Origin of the sequence: Actinomyces sp. HMT897, assembly GCF_016626125.1 — a bacterium.
Taxonomy (GTDB): Bacteria; Actinomycetota; Actinomycetes; order Actinomycetales; family Actinomycetaceae; genus Actinomyces.
The window spans coordinates 1,650,233-1,668,032 of the sequence record NZ_CP067336.1; the positions used below are offsets into that span (position 1 = coordinate 1,650,233).

Annotated in this window: 15 protein-coding genes; 8 read left to right on the forward strand and 7 right to left on the reverse strand. The window is 68.5% G+C overall.

The features are described from left to right. Positions 1 to 32 precede the first annotated feature (32 nt). The gene (locus JJJ15_RS06585) at positions 33 to 1,280 is read left to right on the forward strand and encodes an ATP-binding protein (protein WP_106109977.1); all 1,248 of its coding nucleotides are present in this window, start codon (positions 33 to 35) and stop codon (positions 1,278 to 1,280) included. A gap of 70 nt (positions 1,281 to 1,350) precedes the next feature. Here the strand turns inward: JJJ15_RS06585 and nrdE are convergent, their stop codons facing one another. Genes nrdE through nrdH form a run of 3 tightly spaced genes read right to left on the reverse strand, consistent with a single transcriptional unit; the run spans position 1,351 to position 4,172 of the window. Then, on the reverse strand, positions 1,351 to 3,507 hold the full coding sequence (gene nrdE / locus JJJ15_RS06590) for a class 1b ribonucleoside-diphosphate reductase subunit alpha (protein ID WP_200510216.1): 2,157 nt from the start codon (positions 3,505 to 3,507) through the stop codon (positions 1,351 to 1,353). Beyond that, the gene (gene nrdI / locus JJJ15_RS06595) at positions 3,492 to 3,911 is read right to left on the reverse strand and encodes a class Ib ribonucleoside-diphosphate reductase assembly flavoprotein NrdI (RefSeq protein ID WP_200510217.1); all 420 of its coding nucleotides are present in this window, start codon (positions 3,909 to 3,911) and stop codon (positions 3,492 to 3,494) included. Before nrdI ends, nrdE begins: the two co-directional genes overlap by 16 nt. A gap of 9 nt (positions 3,912 to 3,920) precedes the next feature. Next, a complete protein-coding gene (gene nrdH, locus JJJ15_RS06600; RefSeq protein ID WP_106109979.1) occupies positions 3,921 to 4,172 on the reverse strand; it encodes a glutaredoxin-like protein NrdH in 252 nt (83 codons plus the stop codon). Between the two features lie 560 nt (positions 4,173 to 4,732). On the opposite strand from nrdH, the gene JJJ15_RS06605 reads away from it, so the two are divergent. Both JJJ15_RS06605 and JJJ15_RS06610 read left to right on the forward strand, forming a co-directional pair. Next, positions 4,733 to 5,242, forward strand: coding sequence for a transcription repressor NadR (locus JJJ15_RS06605; protein WP_106109980.1), 510 nt, complete (start codon positions 4,733 to 4,735; stop codon positions 5,240 to 5,242). Positions 5,243 to 5,428: 186 nt separating this feature from the next. After that, the gene (locus tag JJJ15_RS06610; protein WP_200510218.1) at positions 5,429 to 6,646 is read left to right on the forward strand and encodes a PTS sugar transporter subunit IIC; all 1,218 of its coding nucleotides are present in this window, start codon (positions 5,429 to 5,431) and stop codon (positions 6,644 to 6,646) included. Positions 6,647 to 7,019: 373 nt separating this feature from the next. Here the strand turns inward: JJJ15_RS06610 and JJJ15_RS06615 are convergent, their stop codons facing one another. Beyond that, entirely contained in the window at positions 7,020 to 8,594 is a 1,575-nt protein-coding gene (locus JJJ15_RS06615; RefSeq protein WP_200510219.1) for a DUF5129 domain-containing protein, read from the reverse strand. Between the two features lie 160 nt (positions 8,595 to 8,754). Further along, positions 8,755 to 9,174: a RidA family protein gene (locus tag JJJ15_RS06620; protein WP_246741943.1), complete on the reverse strand. Its 420-nt coding sequence runs from the start codon at positions 9,172 to 9,174 to the stop codon at positions 8,755 to 8,757. Positions 9,175 to 9,284: 110 nt separating this feature from the next. Between JJJ15_RS06620 and JJJ15_RS06625 the strand changes: the two genes are divergently transcribed. From JJJ15_RS06625 to pgm, 3 genes are all read left to right on the forward strand, one after another. Beyond that, positions 9,285 to 10,304: a hypothetical protein gene (locus JJJ15_RS06625; RefSeq protein WP_246741944.1), complete on the forward strand. Its 1,020-nt coding sequence runs from the start codon at positions 9,285 to 9,287 to the stop codon at positions 10,302 to 10,304. A 239-nt stretch (positions 10,305 to 10,543) separates the two neighbouring features. Continuing rightward, positions 10,544 to 11,674, forward strand: a complete 1,131-nt coding sequence (locus JJJ15_RS06630; RefSeq protein WP_200510220.1) for a hypothetical protein — start codon at positions 10,544 to 10,546, stop codon at positions 11,672 to 11,674. Positions 11,675 to 11,844: 170 nt separating this feature from the next. Further along, positions 11,845 to 13,527 carry a phosphoglucomutase (alpha-D-glucose-1,6-bisphosphate-dependent) gene (gene pgm, locus JJJ15_RS06635; protein WP_200510221.1) on the forward strand — a complete coding sequence of 561 codons (1,683 nt, stop codon included), beginning with the start codon at positions 11,845 to 11,847 and terminating at the stop codon, positions 13,525 to 13,527. Between the two features lie 206 nt (positions 13,528 to 13,733). Here pgm and JJJ15_RS06640 read toward each other — a convergent pair whose 3' ends face one another. Together JJJ15_RS06640 and JJJ15_RS06645 are read right to left on the reverse strand one after the other, a co-directional pair. Continuing rightward, on the reverse strand, positions 13,734 to 14,477 hold the full coding sequence (locus JJJ15_RS06640) for an ABC transporter permease (RefSeq protein WP_200510222.1): 744 nt from the start codon (positions 14,475 to 14,477) through the stop codon (positions 13,734 to 13,736). After that, on the reverse strand, positions 14,474 to 15,472 hold the full coding sequence (locus tag JJJ15_RS06645; RefSeq protein WP_200510223.1) for an ABC transporter ATP-binding protein: 999 nt from the start codon (positions 15,470 to 15,472) through the stop codon (positions 14,474 to 14,476). Before JJJ15_RS06645 ends, JJJ15_RS06640 begins: the two co-directional genes overlap by 4 nt. A 566-nt stretch (positions 15,473 to 16,038) precedes the next feature. Here JJJ15_RS06645 and JJJ15_RS06650 point away from each other — a divergent pair. Continuing rightward, positions 16,039 to 16,929 (forward strand): hypothetical protein, encoded by an 891-nt coding sequence (locus JJJ15_RS06650; protein WP_200510224.1) that lies wholly within the window; start codon positions 16,039 to 16,041, stop codon positions 16,927 to 16,929. Then, positions 16,929 to 17,606, forward strand: a complete 678-nt coding sequence (locus tag JJJ15_RS06655; RefSeq protein WP_200510225.1) for a response regulator transcription factor — start codon at positions 16,929 to 16,931, stop codon at positions 17,604 to 17,606. Before JJJ15_RS06650 ends, JJJ15_RS06655 begins: the two co-directional genes overlap by 1 nt. Positions 17,607 to 17,800: the final 194 nt, after the last annotated feature.

The window sequence follows — 17,800 nt, forward strand, 5'->3', positions numbered from 1 at the left end:
TCCGCCTGTCGTCCTACGAGGTGTACGCGCTCATGAGCCGCCGGGTCGAGGACACCACGGACCGCGCCCCCGTCACAGGCGCCGCTCTTGAGGATCTTGACCCCCGGAGCGTGGACCGTCTCCTGGCCGAGCTGCGCACCAGCAGGTCGCACGTCCTCGACGGTATTGACGAGGGCAACCAGGTCGCAGCCCTTCAACGGCTCAATATCCTCACGCGCGACGGCGTCCCCACCTTCGCCGGATACGTGACCCTGGCAGCCTACCCGCAGCAGGAGTTCCCCCGTCTCGTCGTGGACGTGTGCGTGCACCCCGGCACCACCAAGTCCCAGGAGGACAGCGTGCGCTTTATCGACCGCCAGGCCTGTGACGGACCCGTGCCACTCATGGTGGACGACGCCGTCGCCGCGGTGGCCCGCAACCTGCGTCGGCGCCGAGTCGTCCGGGGGACACTGGCCGAGGACGTGCTGGAGGTACCTGAGGACGTCCTGCGGGAGGCTATTACCAATGCGGTCATGCACCGGGACTACTCCGCGCAGGCCGAGGGGCAGACGGTATCGGTGGACGTCTACCAGGACCGGGTCGAGGTAGGGAACCCGGGCGGGCTCTACGGGGGCAGGACCGTGGGCAACCTGGATGAGGGGGTTCCCGTCTCCCGCAACAAGGTCCTGGCGAACCTCCTGCGCAGCATCCCGCGTCCTCACGGCACGGGCATGGTCGCCGAGGCCGCCGGCACGGGTGTCCCGCGCATGATCAGCGCCATGCGCCAGCAGGGTCTTCCCGCACCTGACTACGAGGCGACGACGATTGACCGGGTGGTGGTCAGGCTGTCCCGCTTCGGCCTGCTTGACCCCCAGGTGCGAGCGTGGCTCGACTCCCTCCCCGGCGCGCCACGGGACGCACGGGCGGAGTCCGTCCTGGCGCTCGCCCGCCGTGACGGCAGGGTGCGGGTGGTAGACGTACGCCGCAACCTCGGCATGGACTCCGACGATATCCGCGACCTCCTGGGGAGGATCGTCGAGGAAGGCCTGCTGGTGGGCATGAACGACGGGCCCTACGTGCTGGCCAACCTGAAGCACCGCATTGCGAGCACCGGGGCCATGTGGGAGGTCCTGTCCGTCCTTGACTCCCGTGAGGCCGTCAGTATCCAGGTCATTGCCGAGCGGACCGGCAGGTCCCTCAGTGCCCTGCGGCCGCTCCTGCGTGAGCTGGTCGGTGAGGGCCTGGTCGTCGCCACGGCACCGCCCACCAGCCGCAACCGCGCCTACCTGCTGGCCGAGTGAGCGCCCGGGCGTACGGCTGGCCCGGGGAGGGCCTGCTGGCCACCGCCCCCGGGGTGCTGCCGGGACCGGCTCACAGCATGCAGCTCACGCAGCCCTGGACCTCGGTGCCGGTCAGGGCGGCCTGACGCAGGCGGATGTAGTACAGGGTCTTGATCCCCTTGCGCCAGGCGTAGATCTGGGCCCGGTTGACGTCCCGCGTGGTGGCGGTGTCCGGGAAGAAGAGCGTCAGGCTCAGCCCCTGGTCCACGTGCTGGGTGGCCGCGGCGTAGGTGTCGATAATCTTCTCGGGCCCGATCTCGTAGGCGTCCTGGTAGTACTCCAGGTTGTCGTTCGTCATGAAAGGCGCCGGGTAGTAGACGCGCCCGATCTTCCCCTCCTTGCGGATCTCGATCTTGGCCACGATCGGGTGGATGGAGGACGTCGAGTTGTTGATGTAGGAGATGGAACCGGTGGGTGGCACCGCCTGGAGGTTGCGGTTGTACAGGCCGCCCCGCCTGACCCGCTCGGCCAGCGCGGCCCAGTCCTCGCGGGTGGCCACGTGGACGGATGAGCGCTCAAAGAGCTCCTTGACCCTCTGCGTGACCGGCACGAAGTCCTGGGTCACGTACTTCTCAAAGAACTCGCCGCTGGCGTAGGCGGAGTCCTCAAATCCCACAAAGCTCTCCCCGCGCTCCGTAGCCAGCTCGTTGGAGGCGCTCAGTGCCGCGTACAGCACGGAGGCGAAGTAGACGTTGGTAAAGTCCAGGGCCTCGGCGCTGCCGTAGTGGATGCGCTCACGCGCTAGGAAGCCGTGCAGGTTCATCTGCCCCAGGCCGATCGCGTGGGACTCGCGGTTGCCGCGGTCGATGGAGGGGACGCTGGGCAGGTGCGTCTGGTCGCTCACCGCCGTCAGGCCGCGCACCGCGGTGCGCACCGTGCGGGCGAAGTCCGGGGAGTCAAATGCCTTGGCAATGTTGAGGCTCCCCAGGTTGCAGGCGATGTCCTTGCCCACGTGCTCAAAGGACAGGTCCTCTCTCAGCACGCTGGGCTCGGATACCTGCAGGATCTCCGAGCACAGGTTGGACATGACCACCTTGCCCGCGATCGGGTTGGCGCGGTTGACCGTGTCCTCGAACATGACGTAGGGGTATCCCGACTCGAACTGGATCTCGGCCAGGGTCTGGAAGAAGAGCCGGGCGTTGACCTTCTTCTTCTTGATCCGCCCGTCGTCGACCATCTCACGGTACTTCTCCGTGACGTTGACGTCGGCGAACGGGAGCCCGTAGACGCGCTCGACGTCGTAGGGGCTGAACAGGTACATGTCCTCGTTGTTGCGGGCCAGCTCGAAGGTGATGTCGGGGATGACCACGCCCAGGGAGAGCGTCTTAATGCGGATCTTCTCGTCGGCGTTCTCGCGCTTGGTGTCCAGGAACCGCATAATGTCGGGGTGGTGGGCGTGGAGGTACACGGCCCCCGCGCCCTGCCTGGCCCCCAGCTGGTTGGCGTAGGAGAAGGAGTCCTCCAGCAGCTTCATGACCGGGACGACGCCACTGGACTGGTTCTCGATGCGCTTAATGGGGGCGCCCATCTCACGCAGGTTGCTCAGCAGCAGGGCCACGCCGCCGCCGCGCTTGGACAGCTGGAGGGCGGAGTTAATGCCGCGGGCGATCGACTCCATATTGTCCTCGATACGCACCAGGAAGCAGGAGACGGGCTCCCCGCGCTGGGCCTTGCCCTCGTTGAGGAAGGTGGGCGTGGCTGGCTGGAATCGCCCGGTCATCATCTCCTCGACCAGGTCGAGTGCCAGCTGCTCGTCGCCGTCGGCCAGCGTGAGAGCCACCATGGCGACGCGGTCCTCGAACCGTTCCAGGTAGCGTTTGCCGTCAAATGTCTTGAGCGTGTAGGAGGTGTAGTACTTGAAGGCCCCCAGGAATGTCTCGAACCGGAACCTGTGGGCGTACGCCGCCTTGAACAGCCTCTTGACGAACTCCGGGTTGTACCGGTCCAGGACACGGGCCTCGTAGTACCCCTCCTCCACCAGGTACTCCAGCTTCTCCTCCAGGTCATGGAAGAAGACGGTGTTCTGGTTGACGTGCTGGAGGAAGTACTGGCGGGCGGCCTCGTGGTCGGCGTCGAACTGGATGAGCCCATTGGCGTCGTAGAGGTTCAGCCTGGCGTTGAGGGCGTGGTAGTCCAGCTCGGGGGAGGGCACCGGCTCCAGGCCGGTGTCCGTCAGAGTGTCTGCCAAAACTTGTCCAATCCTTGCTTGACGCGCTCGACGTCGGAGGGCGTCCCCAGCAGCTCGTAGCGGTACAGGAAGGGTACCCCCACCTTACTGGCGATAATGTCACCGGCAATACCGTAGGCCTTGCCGAAGTTAGTGTTTCCCGAGGCGATGACGCCCCGGCACAGCGACCGGTTGTGAGGGTCGTTGAGAAAGGTGATGACCTGCTTGGGCACGGCCCCCTTGACGGCGCCGCCACCGTAGGTGGGGACCACGAGCACGTACTCGCGGTCCACCCGCAGCGGCGCCTCGGTACGCCGCAGGGGGATGCGCGCCGTGGGGTAGCCGAGCCTGCCCACGAACCGGTGCGTGTTCTCCGAGGTGGAGGAGAAGTAGACCAGGAGCGGCTGGCTGACCGAGTCGTCCACCGCCGCCCCTCAGACGGCGACGGCCAGCTCCTGGGCGGCCAGGACGAGGCCCTTGATCTTGTCGGGGCGGTAACCGGACCAGTGCTCACCACCGGCCATGACCACCGGCGCCTGGACGTAGCCCAGGGCCTTGACCTGCTCCAGGGCCTCGACGTCGAGGGAGATGTCCACGGTCTGGTAGGACAGGCCAGCCTTGTCCAGAGCCCGGTAGGTAGCGTTGCACTGAACGCAGTTGGGCTTGGAGTAGACAGTGATCGCCATGCTGGACCCTTCCTGGGAGTCGTCGGTGCCGTCCGGCCCGTGCCCCGCCAGGGGGTCCACCGGGGGGTGCGGTACGGATGTGGTCGGCGGGAGGGCGGGCCTCCCGTACGGGACTAAACACTACCCCTAGTGGTGCGAGGCCGCCACCACCCCTAGATGATGTGTTAGGCCAAGCCCTGTGTACAGTAGCCCCCCTTCCTGTGGACACACTTGGAGAACCTGTGGAGAACCGGTGGACAACGCACCCGCACCGGCCTGCCGGCGGCCGGGCGGGCGCCTGGTGCGGATGATGAGGCTCCCGCGGAACGACGCTCCCCCCAAAGGGTCGGCACGAGCCGTCCGCCGTTAGCCACAGGCTCCGGCCCCGCCGTCGCCCCCATGAATCCACACCCTGGGGACACAGGTCGCAAAACCGCTCCCCGCGGCCGCCTCTCCCCGGCGTGTCGCCACCCGTGCTACGGTCGGCACCCAGCCCGCGGCGCGAGGGGATCCGCACTCCCCCGGCGCACGGCTGGCACCACCGCCCCGGTCCGCCCGCGAGGAGACGCCCAGGAGACAGTATGGACGCACCCACCCGCCGCCACCGCATTGTGGAACGCCTGAGCGGGACCACGACGCCGGTGTCCGCCACCACCCTGGGCGAGGAGCTGGGCGTCTCCCGCCAGGTCATTGTGGGCGACGTCGCCCTCCTGCGCTCCTCCGGCACCCCCGTCCTGGCCACCAGCCGCGGCTACCTCCTGGCCCGCCCGGCCACGCTGCCGCGTCGCACCGTGTTCGTCCAGCACACCCGCGCCCAGATCGAGGCGGAGGTCACCGCCGTTATCGGCGCCGGGGCCTGGCTGCTGGACACCTCCATCGAGCACCGCCTCTACGGGCAGATCACCGTGGACCTCCACCTGCGCACCCCTGAGGACGTCCGGGCCTTCCTGGGGCGCCTGCCCGTCTCCTCCACCCTGGCCGAGCTCACCAACGGCTGGCACACGCACACCCTGGAGGCCCCCAGCGAGGAGATCCTGGACGACGCCGTCGCCCGCCTGGAGGCCCTGGGCCTCACCCGGGAGCCGGAGTAGGGCCGGGCGCGCCCGAGATCCGCCCTGACCGGCGCGCCCCGGCAGGAGCGCGAGCACGCACAGGCTCGGCAGCGCACCCAATCCAGCCAGAAGCGTGAACACACTCACACCGGGGTGAGGACCAGAAGGTCGTAGACTCCTACTGTCTTGACATCTGTCATGACAGTAGAAGAGCAGGAGCCGCGTATGAGCACCCCTTCAGCACCCCTACCCACCGCCGACCCGGTCCCGGCCAAGACCTCAGCAGGTTCCGGCCACCCTGGCGCCGCCGACCCGCCCCAGGGGCCCACCCGTCCAACCCCACCACAGGGTGCCCACCCTGCTATCACCTACCTGCGCTCCTGGGCGCACCGCCTCTTTATCGAGGGCCTGACCGGCATGGCCCACGGCCTGTTCGGGACCCTCATTATCGGCACTATCCTCACGCAGGTCGGCGGTCTCCTGCCCGGGGCAGCAGGTACCAGCCTGACCCTCCTGGGGCGGGTGGCGACCTCGGTGACCGGTGCGGGCATCGGCCTGGGCACGGCCCGGCGCCTGGGGGCGGACACCTTTGTCGTCGTCTCCGCGGCCGTGGCCGGGCAGGTCGGGGCCCTGGCCTCCGGCCTCCTGACCGGGACCACGCTCGTGACCGACGGCGTCGGCACCGCCCTGGTCCTACGCGGCCCCGGTGAGCCGCTGGGGGCCTTCCTGGCCGCCTACACGGCGGTGGAGGTCGGACGCGCGGTCTCCGGACGCACCCCGGTGGACATCCTGGTCACGCCCCTGGCCTGCGTCGCCGTCGGCGGGGCAGTGGGCCTGCTGGTGGGGCCGCCCATTAGCGAGGGCATGATGGCGCTGGGCGACCTGGTCAACTGGGGCACCGAACGCCAGCCCCTGCTCATGGGGGTCATTGTCGCCGTTATCATGGGGATGGTCCTGACCCTGCCGATCTCCTCGGCCGCCCTGGGGGTGATCCTGGGCCTGTCCGGCGTGGCCGCAGGGGCGTCCACAATCGGCTGCACCACCCAGATGGTGGGTTTTGCGGTGGCCTCCTTCCGGGAGAACCGGTGGGGCGGACTACTGGCCCAGGGGCTGGGCACGTCCATGCTGCAGGTACCCAATATCGTGCGCCACCCGCTGATCTGGGTTCCACCGACCCTGGCCTCAGCGGTCCTGGGGCCCGTGGCCACGGTGGTGCTGCACCTGGAGAGCAACGCAATCGGCTCCGGTATGGGTTCAGCGGGCCTGGTGGGCCAGATTATGACCTGGCAGACCATGTCGTCGACGACATCACCCGGCAGTCTTCTAGGGGTCCTCCTGGTGTTCCACTTCCTGGCCCCGGCGCTGCTGACCCTGGTCATTAGCGAGTTCATGCGGGCCCAGGGCTGGATCCGTCCCGGCGACATGGCCCTGGCCAAGGCCTGAGGACACGTGCTCGGCACTGGCTCGGGCCTTGTCCTGGGGTCCCGGTGACGTAAGCCAGGGCCTGGCCGCGGAGAATCGTGTGCCTGAGGTGTCTCCTGGCGCAGGTCCGGGCATTTACCCGGTTTTCCGAGGGGTTTACCGCTCGTCTGCGGGCCCGGATCCTTACGCGTGTCGCAATCTGAGGATCAGAACGGTGGGCACTCCTGACCGCGCCGAGGCTCAAGCCCATGACCTGCGCAGACATTGGGTGCACAAAGTCGGGAGCGAGGTGGGGTCGGCTCTGATCCTCAGATTGCGACAAAACCGGGTGCGAAGCCGCGCACACCCCCGATCCCGGCCCCAGGATGAGGGCGTCTACCGGGAGTACGCCAGCTCAGAAGCTGGAGGAGGAGCCTGAGCCGGAGAAGCTCGACCCCGAGCTGAAGGAGCTTGAGCTGCCCGAGCCGTCAAAGGAGCTACCGGAGCTGGAGGCGGGGGTGTAGTCCGCGGCGTTGGAGTAGCCCACAATAAGATCTGACAGGGGTGCTGTGTTAAAGACCGATCCCAGGCTGGCCGAGTCAACCGCCTGCTGTCCCGGCGAGGACGGGTTGAGACGGATAGTGGAACACGGGTCGTAGGATCCCTGGATCCCGGCCAGGGACCAGTTGCCGTTGTAGGGCCTCTGCCTCACGAAGGACCGGCGGTCCTGGTACCGCCTGCGACGGGCCTCGGCGTACCGGGAGGTGTCCGCGTCCAGGGCGTCCTTCACAAGCCGCTCCGCGGTGGCCCGGATCCGGTCGGACATCCGGTCGAGCTCCCTGAGGGCCTGGGAGGGGGACATGGTCCGCTCCCTCAGGTCAATGGTTATCTGGGCGAGCCACCGGGACTGCTCACGCACCCAGGCCCGCACCGGTGTGACATCGAGGGCACCGGCCTCGGCGACCCTGTCGGTCAGGGTCAGCAGGGACGCCAGGTCCTCCCGGACCGGGCCGGTCTCGGTTCGCCAGGCCTCCTCCCACCTCGAGGACATGGTCAGGAGCGCGGAGGCGTTGGCTATGACGTCGTCGAGGGTGTCCAGGACGGCCGAGCGCCTGGCCAGTTTGGCGGTCAGGCGACCGACCCTGTCGCTGTACCACTGGGCGCCCCGGGGCTCGCCGAGCTCGGCAAAATCACGTGTCACCTTCTCGTACTCCCTGAGGAACCAGTTGTAGCGAGCCAGGACCTGGGCGCTATGAGGCTCCTCGGGGGGTAGCGTGCGGGCCATGAGCTCAGTGGCGTCGTAGTCGTGGGTGACCTCGCTGTAGGAGCGACGGGCACGGGCGTCGAGCTTTCGGTTCCGACGGCCGCGGTGCAGGAGGAATGCCAGCCACACGAGTCCCAGGACGCTCATTACAGCCGCCCCCATGGCGTAGCCGATCTGACGGCCGCTCCCCAGACGCTGCGCGGACTCCTGGGCCATGAGCGTAATACCTTTGTCCCAATCCTGGGAACGCAGCGCGTTCTTGGCGACGTTCTGGATCTCCGCCTGCTCCTGCAGACTGACCTTGACGTCCTCCCCGAAGTAGCATCCCACAAACCGCGCCTGTGGGGCGACGGCCAGTATGACCAGGCCGTTTGCCCAGTAGCGCGGGTTCTTTGGTGAGATCCACGGGACGTCAGTGCTGTTGCTGGCGCGGGCGTACTCGAGGACCTCGTCGTTGAGGTTCTTCACGTCCTTTCCGGGCAACGTGAGCACAGCGACGTGCACGTCCTTGGAGAAGGTGAGGCGTTCAATGCTCTGGGACAGGGAGTCCACCTGGAGCACATGTGCCTCGTCGTGGATCTCCACCGTGGGATGGGCTGCGATCATGGCCTCCACAATGAGGGTGACGGGCAGCATTAGGATAAATCCCAGAATAATGAGGAGCTCCACGGCGAGGGCAGATACAGCCCGGATACCGCCGAGCCTCACAATAAGTGGCTGATCCATGAGGACTCTTGAATAAGAGATGGGACGGGGCATTACGTCTGCAGCGGGATGCGGCTGCTCCGACACTGCTGCCGACGACGGGTCCGGGATCCGGGCGGGAGGGCGGTAGGCCCACGGTGCTGCGCACGGTGGACCAACCGCCCCCGGCGGCCCACCGCCCTCAGCGGCGCACGGCCACTGCCTCGATCTCCACCCTGGCCCCCAGCGGTAGGGCGGCGACGCCGAAGGCGGCGCGGGCGGGCAGGATCTCACCGGTGAAGAAACGCGCGTAGACCTCATTGACAGGAGCGAAGTCGTTAATATCAGCCAGAAGAACAGTGGTCTTGACGACGTCGTCATACCCCAGGCCCGCAGCCCCGAGGATGGCGCCGATATTGCGCAGTACCTGCTCAGCCTGCGCCTGGACGTCCCCGAGTACCAGGGCGCCGGTAGCCGGGTCGAGGGGCACCTGGCCGGAGACAAAGACGAGACTGCCAGCAGTCTCACCAGTAGCCACTGCCTGGGAGTAGGGGCCGACGGCGGCCGGGGCGTCGGGCGTGGAGACGGCGGTGAACGATGCGGTCGGGCGGGCGGCGGGCAATGGGGACTCCTCACGGTGTGCGCGGTGCGCCGGAGCGGATAGGATCGGTTCCATCCAGCCTATCGCCGGCCCCGCACCGCCGGCCCGTCGACCGAACGGAGACGACGATCATGGATGAGCGAGCACGTCAGGGCGCCGAGCGCCTCCGTCGCGCGGCGGCCCGCACCGGCGGAGCGCTCTCCCAGGCCGCCGGTCGGGCGGCGGAGCAGGCGGGCGCCTGGGGCCGGGCGGCGGAGCAGGCGGGGCAGGCGGCCAGTCAGGTGGCGGGGCAGGTGGTGGGGCAGGCCGCCCGGGCCGCCGACGCGGCGCGCTCCGCTCTGCCGGGCGGGATCCGATCCGGGCAGGAGTTCGAGGGCACGCTCTTCCAGCGCCGGCTGGCCACGGCCCTGGCGACCCGGCCGCATGCGCGCAGTCTGGGGACGAACATCCTCGGGGCGTCGTCCCTGCTGCGCACGGGCCTGTCCCTCGGCTGGCGCAGGAAGCGCACCCTGGAGCGTGAGGGCTTCGACACCACCGTTGCGCCGGGAGGGGTCCTCGATGCCGACGAGCTCATCCACGTCCACGGGCGCCGGCTGCCGAGCATCATGCGCAGTACGAATCTGGGTTTTCTGACGCGACGACGGCAGGACAAGGAGCTCCGGCCGATGGACGGCGGCTCCACCACCGGCTCCCTGAGCCGGGTGACCGTCCCCGAGGCCGACCGCCGGCGCGGCGCCGTGGACTGGGACCGCCTGTGCGTGGACACCAGCTCCGACAGGGCCGACGACGACCAGCACATCGACGTCCTCGTCGCGCCGATCGGGCGGGACGGGGCCGAGTACGCCGCCGACATGCGCCTCCTCCTGCCGGCGTGGCTCCCGCCCCGGGCCGCCCAGGCCCTCGTGGCGCGCCCGGACCGGCCCATCGTCCGCCTGCACCTGCTGGGCGAGGGCTGGGTCGGCGTCGACGACGGGGCCCGCTTCCGCCTGTACGAGGGCGTCCCCCACGCCATGCGCGGGTCCCTCGTGATGACGTCGGGCCGGGCGACACGGGCCGAGCTGTGGATCTCGGACCGCAAGAACATCGGACCCGACGTCATCGATTTCCTCGGCGAGGTCCTCGGCGATCTCATCGAACTGAGCGCGCTCTGAGTCGCCGACGGCGGAGGATCGGAGGGCGGGGCCGGGCCCAAGGGCTCCCCGTCCCGGACCACGACCCCGCCCCGGACCGCCCCAGAAGCCCCGCCGCACCCGGGGCCGGGCCGGACGGACGGCGGACAATGGGGACTCCTCACGGTGTGCGCGGTGCGCCGGAGCGGATAGGATCGGTTCCATCCAGCCTATCGCCGGCCCCGCACCGCCGGCCCGTCGACCGAACGGAGACGACGATCATGGATGAGCGAGCACGTCAGGGCGCCGAGCGCCTTCGTCACGCGCAGGTCGCCGGTCGGGCGACGGGGCAGGCGGGCGCCTGGAACCAGCCGACGGGGCAGGCGGGCGCCTGGAACCAGCCGACGGGGCAGGCGGGCGCCTGGAACCAGCCGACGGGGCAGGCGGGCGCCTGGAACCAGCCGACGGGGCAGGCGGGCGCCTGGAACCAGCCGACGGGGCAGGCGGGCGCCTGGGGCCGGGCGACGGGCCAGACCGCCAGTCAGGCGGCGGGGCAGGCCGCCCGGGCCGCCGACGCGGCGCGCTCCGCTCTGCCCGGCGGGATCCGATCCGGGCAGGGCTTCGAGGGCACGCTCTTCCAGCGCCGGCTGGCCACGGCCCTGGCAGCACAGCCGCATTCGCGCAGCCTGGGGACGTACGTCCTCGGGGCGTCCCTGCTGCGCACGGGCCTATCCTTCGGCTGGCGCAGGAAGCGCACCCTGGAGCGCGAGGGCTTCGACACCACCGTTGCGCCGGGAGGGGTCCTCGATGCCGACGAGCTCATCCACATCCACGGGCGCCGGCTGCCGCGCATCATGCGCCATGATACGGATCTGATACGACGACACCAGGATAAGGAGCTCCAGCCGACGGAATTCGGCCCCGCCACTGGCTCCCTGCGCCGGGTGACCGTCCCCGAGGCCGACCGCCGGCGCGGCGCCGTGGACTGGGACCGCCTGTGCGTGGACACCCACGCTGGCATAGGCAACCAGCACGTCGACGTCCTCGTCGCGCCGATCGGGCGGAACGGGGCCGAGTACGCCGCCGACATGCGCCTCCTCCTGCCGGAGTGGCTCCCGCCCCGGGCCGCCCAGGCCCTCGTGGCGCGCCCGGACCGGCCCATCGTCCGCCTGCACCTGCTGGGCGAGGGCCGGGTCGGCGTCGACGACGGGGCCCGCTTCCGCCTGTACGAGGGCGTCCCCCACGCCATGCGCGGGTCCCTCGTGATGACATCGGGCCGGGCGACCCGGGCCGAGCTGTGGATTTCGAACCGCGACAGTCTCGTGTCCAGCATCTTCAACACCCTCGATTGCCTCGGCAAGTTCCTCGGCTTCCTCGGCGAGATCGGCGAGGTCGTCGCCCCATTCTTCTGAGGCGCCGACGGCGGAGGATCGGCGGGCGGGGCCGGACGGGCGGCGGGCAACGGCGGAGCGCACCGCGGAACAGGCCCGGGCGCCGTCGTCAATGCGCGCTCCGGAACATATCCGTCCGCTGAGCGGGAACCCCGGGACAATCGCGAGTGGCTCGTGACACACTAGGGCCCATGCATCCACGAGCAGGACAGCCAGCACAGCCCGAAGACCTCGTCAACATCGATGAGGTCATCTCCGCCTACTACGACCTCGTCCCCGACCCCGCGGTCCCCGCTCAGAAGGTGGTCTTCGGCACCTCCGGCCACCGCGGCGCCTCCTTGGACACCGCCTTCAACGAGGCCCACATCGTGGCGATCACCGCCGCGATCGTGGAGTACCGACGCTCCCAGGGCACCGACGGCACCCTCTACATCGGCCGTGACACCCACGGCCTGTCCGAGCCCGCCTGGCGCACCGCCATCGAGGTGCTCTCGGCCGCCAAGGTCATGACCGCCATCGACGCCCGCGGCTCCTACACGCCCACCCCGGCCGTCTCGCACTCCATCCTGCGGGCCAACGGCGCCGGTACCGAGGCCGGCGTGCGCACCACCGGCCCGGGCCTGGCCGACGGCATCGTCATCACCCCCTCCCACAACCCGCCGCGCGACGGCGGCTTCAAGTACAACCCGCCGCACGGCGGCCCCGCCGGCTCGGACGCCACCGGGTGGATCGCGGACCGCGCCAACGAGCTGCTGGCCGGCGGCTGGCGCGAGGTGCCGCGCGTGCCCATCGCCGAGGCCCTGGACGGCCCCTACGTCACCAAGCACGACTTCCTGGAGACCTACGTCGCCGACCTGGAGAACGTCGTCGACATGGACGCCATCCGCGAGGCGGGCGTGCGCATCGGCGCGGACCCGCTGGGCGGCGCCTCCGTGGACTACTGGGGGGCCATCGGTGAGCGCTACGGGCTCAACCTCACCGTGGTCAACCCCGAGGTGGACCCGGCCTGGCACTTCATGACCCTGGACTGGGACGGCAAGATCCGCATGGACTGCTCCTCCCCCAACGCCATGGCCTCCCTGCGGGCCAAGATGAAGCCCGACGCCGCCGGCAAGACCCCCTACGACGTCGCCACCGGTAACGACGCCGACTCCGACCGCCACGGCATCGTCACCCCCGACGGCGGGCTGATGAACCCCAACCACTTCCTGGCCGTGGCCATCGAGTACCTGTTCACCCACCGTCCCGGCTGGCCCGAGGGCTGCGCGGTGGGCAAGACCCTGGTGTCCTCCTCCCTCATCGACCGGGTGGTGGCGGCCATGGGGCGCAAGCTCATCGAGGTGCCCGTGGGCTTCAAGCACTTCGTGCCCGGCCTCATCGACGGCTCGGTGGGCTTCGGCGGCGAGGAGAGCGCGGGGGCGTCCTTCCTGCGCAAGGACGGCACCGTGTGGACCACGGACAAGGACGGCCTCATCCTGGCGCTGCTGGCCAGCGAGATCATCGCGGTGACCGGCAAGACCCCCTCGCAGCTGCACGAGGAGCAGGTGGCCCGCTTCGGTGCCAGCGCCTACGCCCGCATCGACGCCCCCGCCACCAAGGCCCAGAAGGCTCGGCTCGCGGCCCTGTCCCCCGAGGACGTGACCGCCACCGAGCTGGCCGGGGAGCCGATCGTCGACCGCCTGGTGCGGGCGCCGGGCAACGACGCGCCCATCGGCGGCCTCAAGGTCACCACCAAGGACGCCTGGTTCGCGGCCCGCCCCTCGGGCACCGAGGACGTCTACAAGATCTACGCCGAGTCCTTCAAGGGGGCTGAGCACCTGGCCCAGGTCCAGGAGGAGGCCAAGGAGGTCGTCTCCGCCGCGCTGGGGGCCTGAGCACTCGCGCGCTGGCCTGCCGCCGGCGCCCCCGACGCCGTCGCAGCCGCCCGGCCTGCTCCTGCGAATGTCCCAGGAGCCCCGGCCGGGCGGCTGCGCGGCGTCCTTACCACCGCAATAACGCTGTGGCCCGCCCAGCGGGTACTGGGCGGGCCACGCCTTCCGGAGCCCTGGGCCAAGGAACACCCAGGGTATCGCTCCAGGGACTACCTCCAGCGCATCAGACGGACACTGGCGGCAAAGAGCACGACGCCGCTGACGGCCAGGACGCCCCAGCCGACAAGCGCGTCACTCAGGTCGACGACACCGGTCAGCGGCCAGCGCAGGCCGTTCAGGACGTAGGTCATGGGCAGGAAGTGCGAGAGTGTCTCCACCCAGCTCGGCAGCATCTCCAGAGGCATCATGGCGCCCGAGGCGAAGCACATGGGGAAGACAATGAGCATAATGACGAGCGGCACGGCCTGGAGACTGGGGACCACGAGTCCGACAAGAATACCGATAAGGTAGAACACCAGGGCCCCCAGGAATACCGGCACAACTGCGAGCAAGGCCCACGGTGACAAGGACATCCCGACCCAGGGCATAATCCCGACGACAATGATCAGGACAGCCTGGACGAACGCGGACACCAGTGCCACAGTAAAGGCGCTCATAAGGATCCGGGACACGCTCAGGGGCACGCAGCGCAGGACGCCGAGCATCTTGTTCTCACGCCACTCGGCAATGTTCATTCCACCCGCGAAGAGCCCGACGAAGGTGACGCCGATGCCTACGACGTTAGGGCCGATGGAGTCCACGACCGAGTGCCCGCGGACACCCGGGTAGGAGCCCATTGTCTGCGCCAGGATGACGAGCAGGGCAGAGGGGAAGACGTAGGAGAAGAAGAGGGTGGAGGGGTCGCGCAACGCCGTGCGCGCCAGGGAGGCGGTCAGTGCCTTGGAGGGGATCATCGCTGGATTTCCTTTCCGGTGAGCTGCACAAAAGCATCCTCGAGGCTGACCCCGCGGACCTGGGCTCCCGCTGTCGGTACGCCCGCGGCCGCGAGGACGGCGAACCCATCGCCCACGTCCTGCACGTGCACGACGACGCCGTCGGGCGTGACCTGGGCGTCCAGAACACCCTCCAGCCCAGTGATCGTGTCAAGCCACTGCGCGCCGCCGGGCAGCAGCACGGAGGAGCTGGCCTTGCAGCCAGCAATGAGGGCAGCCGGGGTGGCGGTGGTGACAATGTGGCCGGCGTCGAGCACGGAGACGACGTCACACAGGCGCTCGGCCTCCTCCAGGTAGTGCGTCGTGTAGATGACCGTCGTGCCCTCCTCGCGCACCTTGCGCAGCTGCTCCACGAGATCATGGCGGGAGGTGGGATCCAGGGCCGCCGTCGGCTCGTCCAGGAAGAGCACCTCGGGGTGGTGGACGATCGCCGAGGCGACGGCCAGGCGCTGGCGCTCACCGCCGGAGACCTTGGTGACCCTGGAGTTGCGCACCCGCTCCAGGCCCATGATCTCAATGAGCTCGTCGGCCCGGGCCTGGGAGGCGCCGAAGAGCGCGGCCATCGTGCCCAGGTGCTCGCGCACGGTGGCGCGGGAGAAGAAGGCCGTGGCCTGGGGCTGGATACCCAGGCGGGCGAGCAGGGCCGGGTCGCGCGGGAGAGGCGGGCGACCGAGCAGCTCAACCGTACCGGAGCTGGGTCTGCGGGCCCCGTGGACAATCTCCATGAGCGTGGTCTTGCCGGCGCCGTTGGAGCCGATGACCCCGTGGAAGGATCCACGCTCCACCACCAGGTCCACCCCGTGCAGCACCTCACGGTCCCCGTAGGAACGGCGGACGTCGCGCACGATGACGGGGGGCCCGTCCGGATCCGGGCGGTGAGCGGGCCCGACCTCCTGGTCAGGGGCCCTCTGCGTTGTCCCCTGGCTGGCGCCCGGGGTCTTGAGAAGGGTGGTCATAGTTCAGTCTCCTGGTTGGGCAGCCGCACGGGGCCGCTCGCAGTGTCTACCAACAACCTCAAGGATCCAGGGACGACGCCGTCAGCGGATCCTGCAAGGTGCCAGTTCGCACTCCAACTTTCGGAGGAGGGGAGGCCGTGCAGGGCTTATACGGTAAATATGTTAAAAACGTCAAAGACTATCAAAAACAGTAGAACACATACATTTCACTGCATCTGTGTTCGACGCCATACTTCTATGACCCTCGTCAAATCAGACGCATATCACCGAGCCGTACTAGACTACCTGAGGTGACCTTAGCAATCCCTACGTCATCAGGGGTGTTAGCGCACCTGCCCGCCCCTGGCCGCCTAGCCCGCCGCGCGGCACGCGCCTGCACGGCCCGTCGCGTGATCGCCTTGCTCCTGGCCGCGCTCGCCTGCACGGACCTGGCCCTCACCGGGGCAGATCCTCTCACCCTCAGCTCCCTGCCCAGCGCGGCCAGCGTCCTGCTCGTACGACGCCATCCCTGGGCGGCTGTAGCCCTTGTAGGCCTGCCCCTTCTGCCAGCGACAGCGATTGGCTTTGTGTCGACAGCATCCATTGGCGGCCTACTCGCCATCCCTCTTCTCATTATCGATGACCACAGGTGGCAGGCGCTAGCACTCATTCTATGTTTTATCGGAGGCGACACTATAGCCCTTCTGCGCAGCGAGCCCGTCGGCGGAAACGTCCTTATTTTCTGTATCATTGTCTTAGGAACCTCGGTCGGGACCGGTCTAGTAATTCGCGCCTCAAACCGCGGACTGCTCGCAGCAGAGACGGCCCGTGACGAGGCCCTGCGCACCCAGCGGCTCCTTATTGCCCAAGAGCTGCAGAGCATTCTCACCCAGGCCAATAAGCTCGTCTCCGAGGCCACCGTCAAGGCGCTCGCACTGGAGCCACGCAGCCCTGCCGTCGTCGAGGCCCTGGAGGACATTGCCACCACTACCCGCGACTCCGAGGGCGACCTGCGTGCCATGCTCCGCGTCCTGCGCCAGCAAGAGGCGTCAACCAGCTGGGACGCCCTCCCTGCCAACGACCTTCTCACGACCCTGGACTCCGCTCAAACGACCTTGACCCACTCAGGGCTGCGTGCTACCATCTCCCACGACGGTGATATCGCCGCACTACCCCAGGCATCTGCTACAGTAATCGTCCACGCCGTGAACGAGGCCGTTGCCAATATGACAAAGTATGCTGCTCATGACTTCCCGTGCACTATACAGATCGAGGTCTCCGCTGAGCGCGTTATTATGCTCGCCGTCAACTCTGTAGCCGAGCACCGTCGTCCCGCACCGCCCGCACTGACGAGCGGCTACGGGATCGCTGGCCTTAAGGAGCGCGCCCAGGCCCTGGGCGGGTCACTGCGCTGTACGCCCACCAACCACCGGTGGGTCCTCTCCCTATCCCTTCCCCTAGAAAACGGAGCCAAGTAATGACCACCGCCTCTGACGCCTCTGTTATTCGAATTATCATCGCCGATGACGACCCCATTGCACGGGCGGCCATTAAGTCAATGTTTGACGAGGAGGATGACATTGAGGTCGTCGCCGTCGCCGCGGACGGCGCAGAGGCTGTCGACCTCGTCCATACGCACATGGTCGACGTCGTGCTCATGGACGCCCACATGCCTGTACTCGACGGCATCGCCGCCACCCGGAGGCTCGAGCAGACGTCCTCGGGCACCCGGTCCCTTATTCTCACCAGCTTTGATGACGACACCTACCTTGACACCGGTATCGCCGCAGGAGCCTACGGCTTCCTCCTCAAGACGACACCGCCCTCCGAGGTCGTCGCCGCGGTCCGCACCGTCCACTCAGGTGGAAAGGTCCTCTCCCCCGGACCGGCTGGCCGCGTCCTGGACCGCTACGTCCACGGTCAGTTCCCCAGGACAGCGTCAGCCGCGGACCTGGACCTGTCTGAGCGCGAGCAGGAGGTGCTCCTCCTGCTGTGTGAGGCCATGTCCAACCAGCAGATCGCGACCCGCCTCATGATAGCGGAGACAACCGTCAAGACCCATATCGCCTCGATTATGCGCAAGATGCACGTCTCAAGCCGTCTCGAGGTCGTTGTCGAGGCGTACCACCAGGGACTTGCCACTGCTCGGTCATGAGACTCGGCCCGCCTACTGAGACACCTTGGCGCTGGCTCCAGTGGGCACTAACCACCACCGTCCTGCTCAGTCCCGTTCCCTCAATAGTCCAGAACGGGCCAAGCTGGTGGTCGCTCACCGCACTGCCAGCAGCCTTCCTGGTCCTGATCCTCAACCGCCTCCCACGCACTGGGGCCACAGGACTCGCCCTGGGC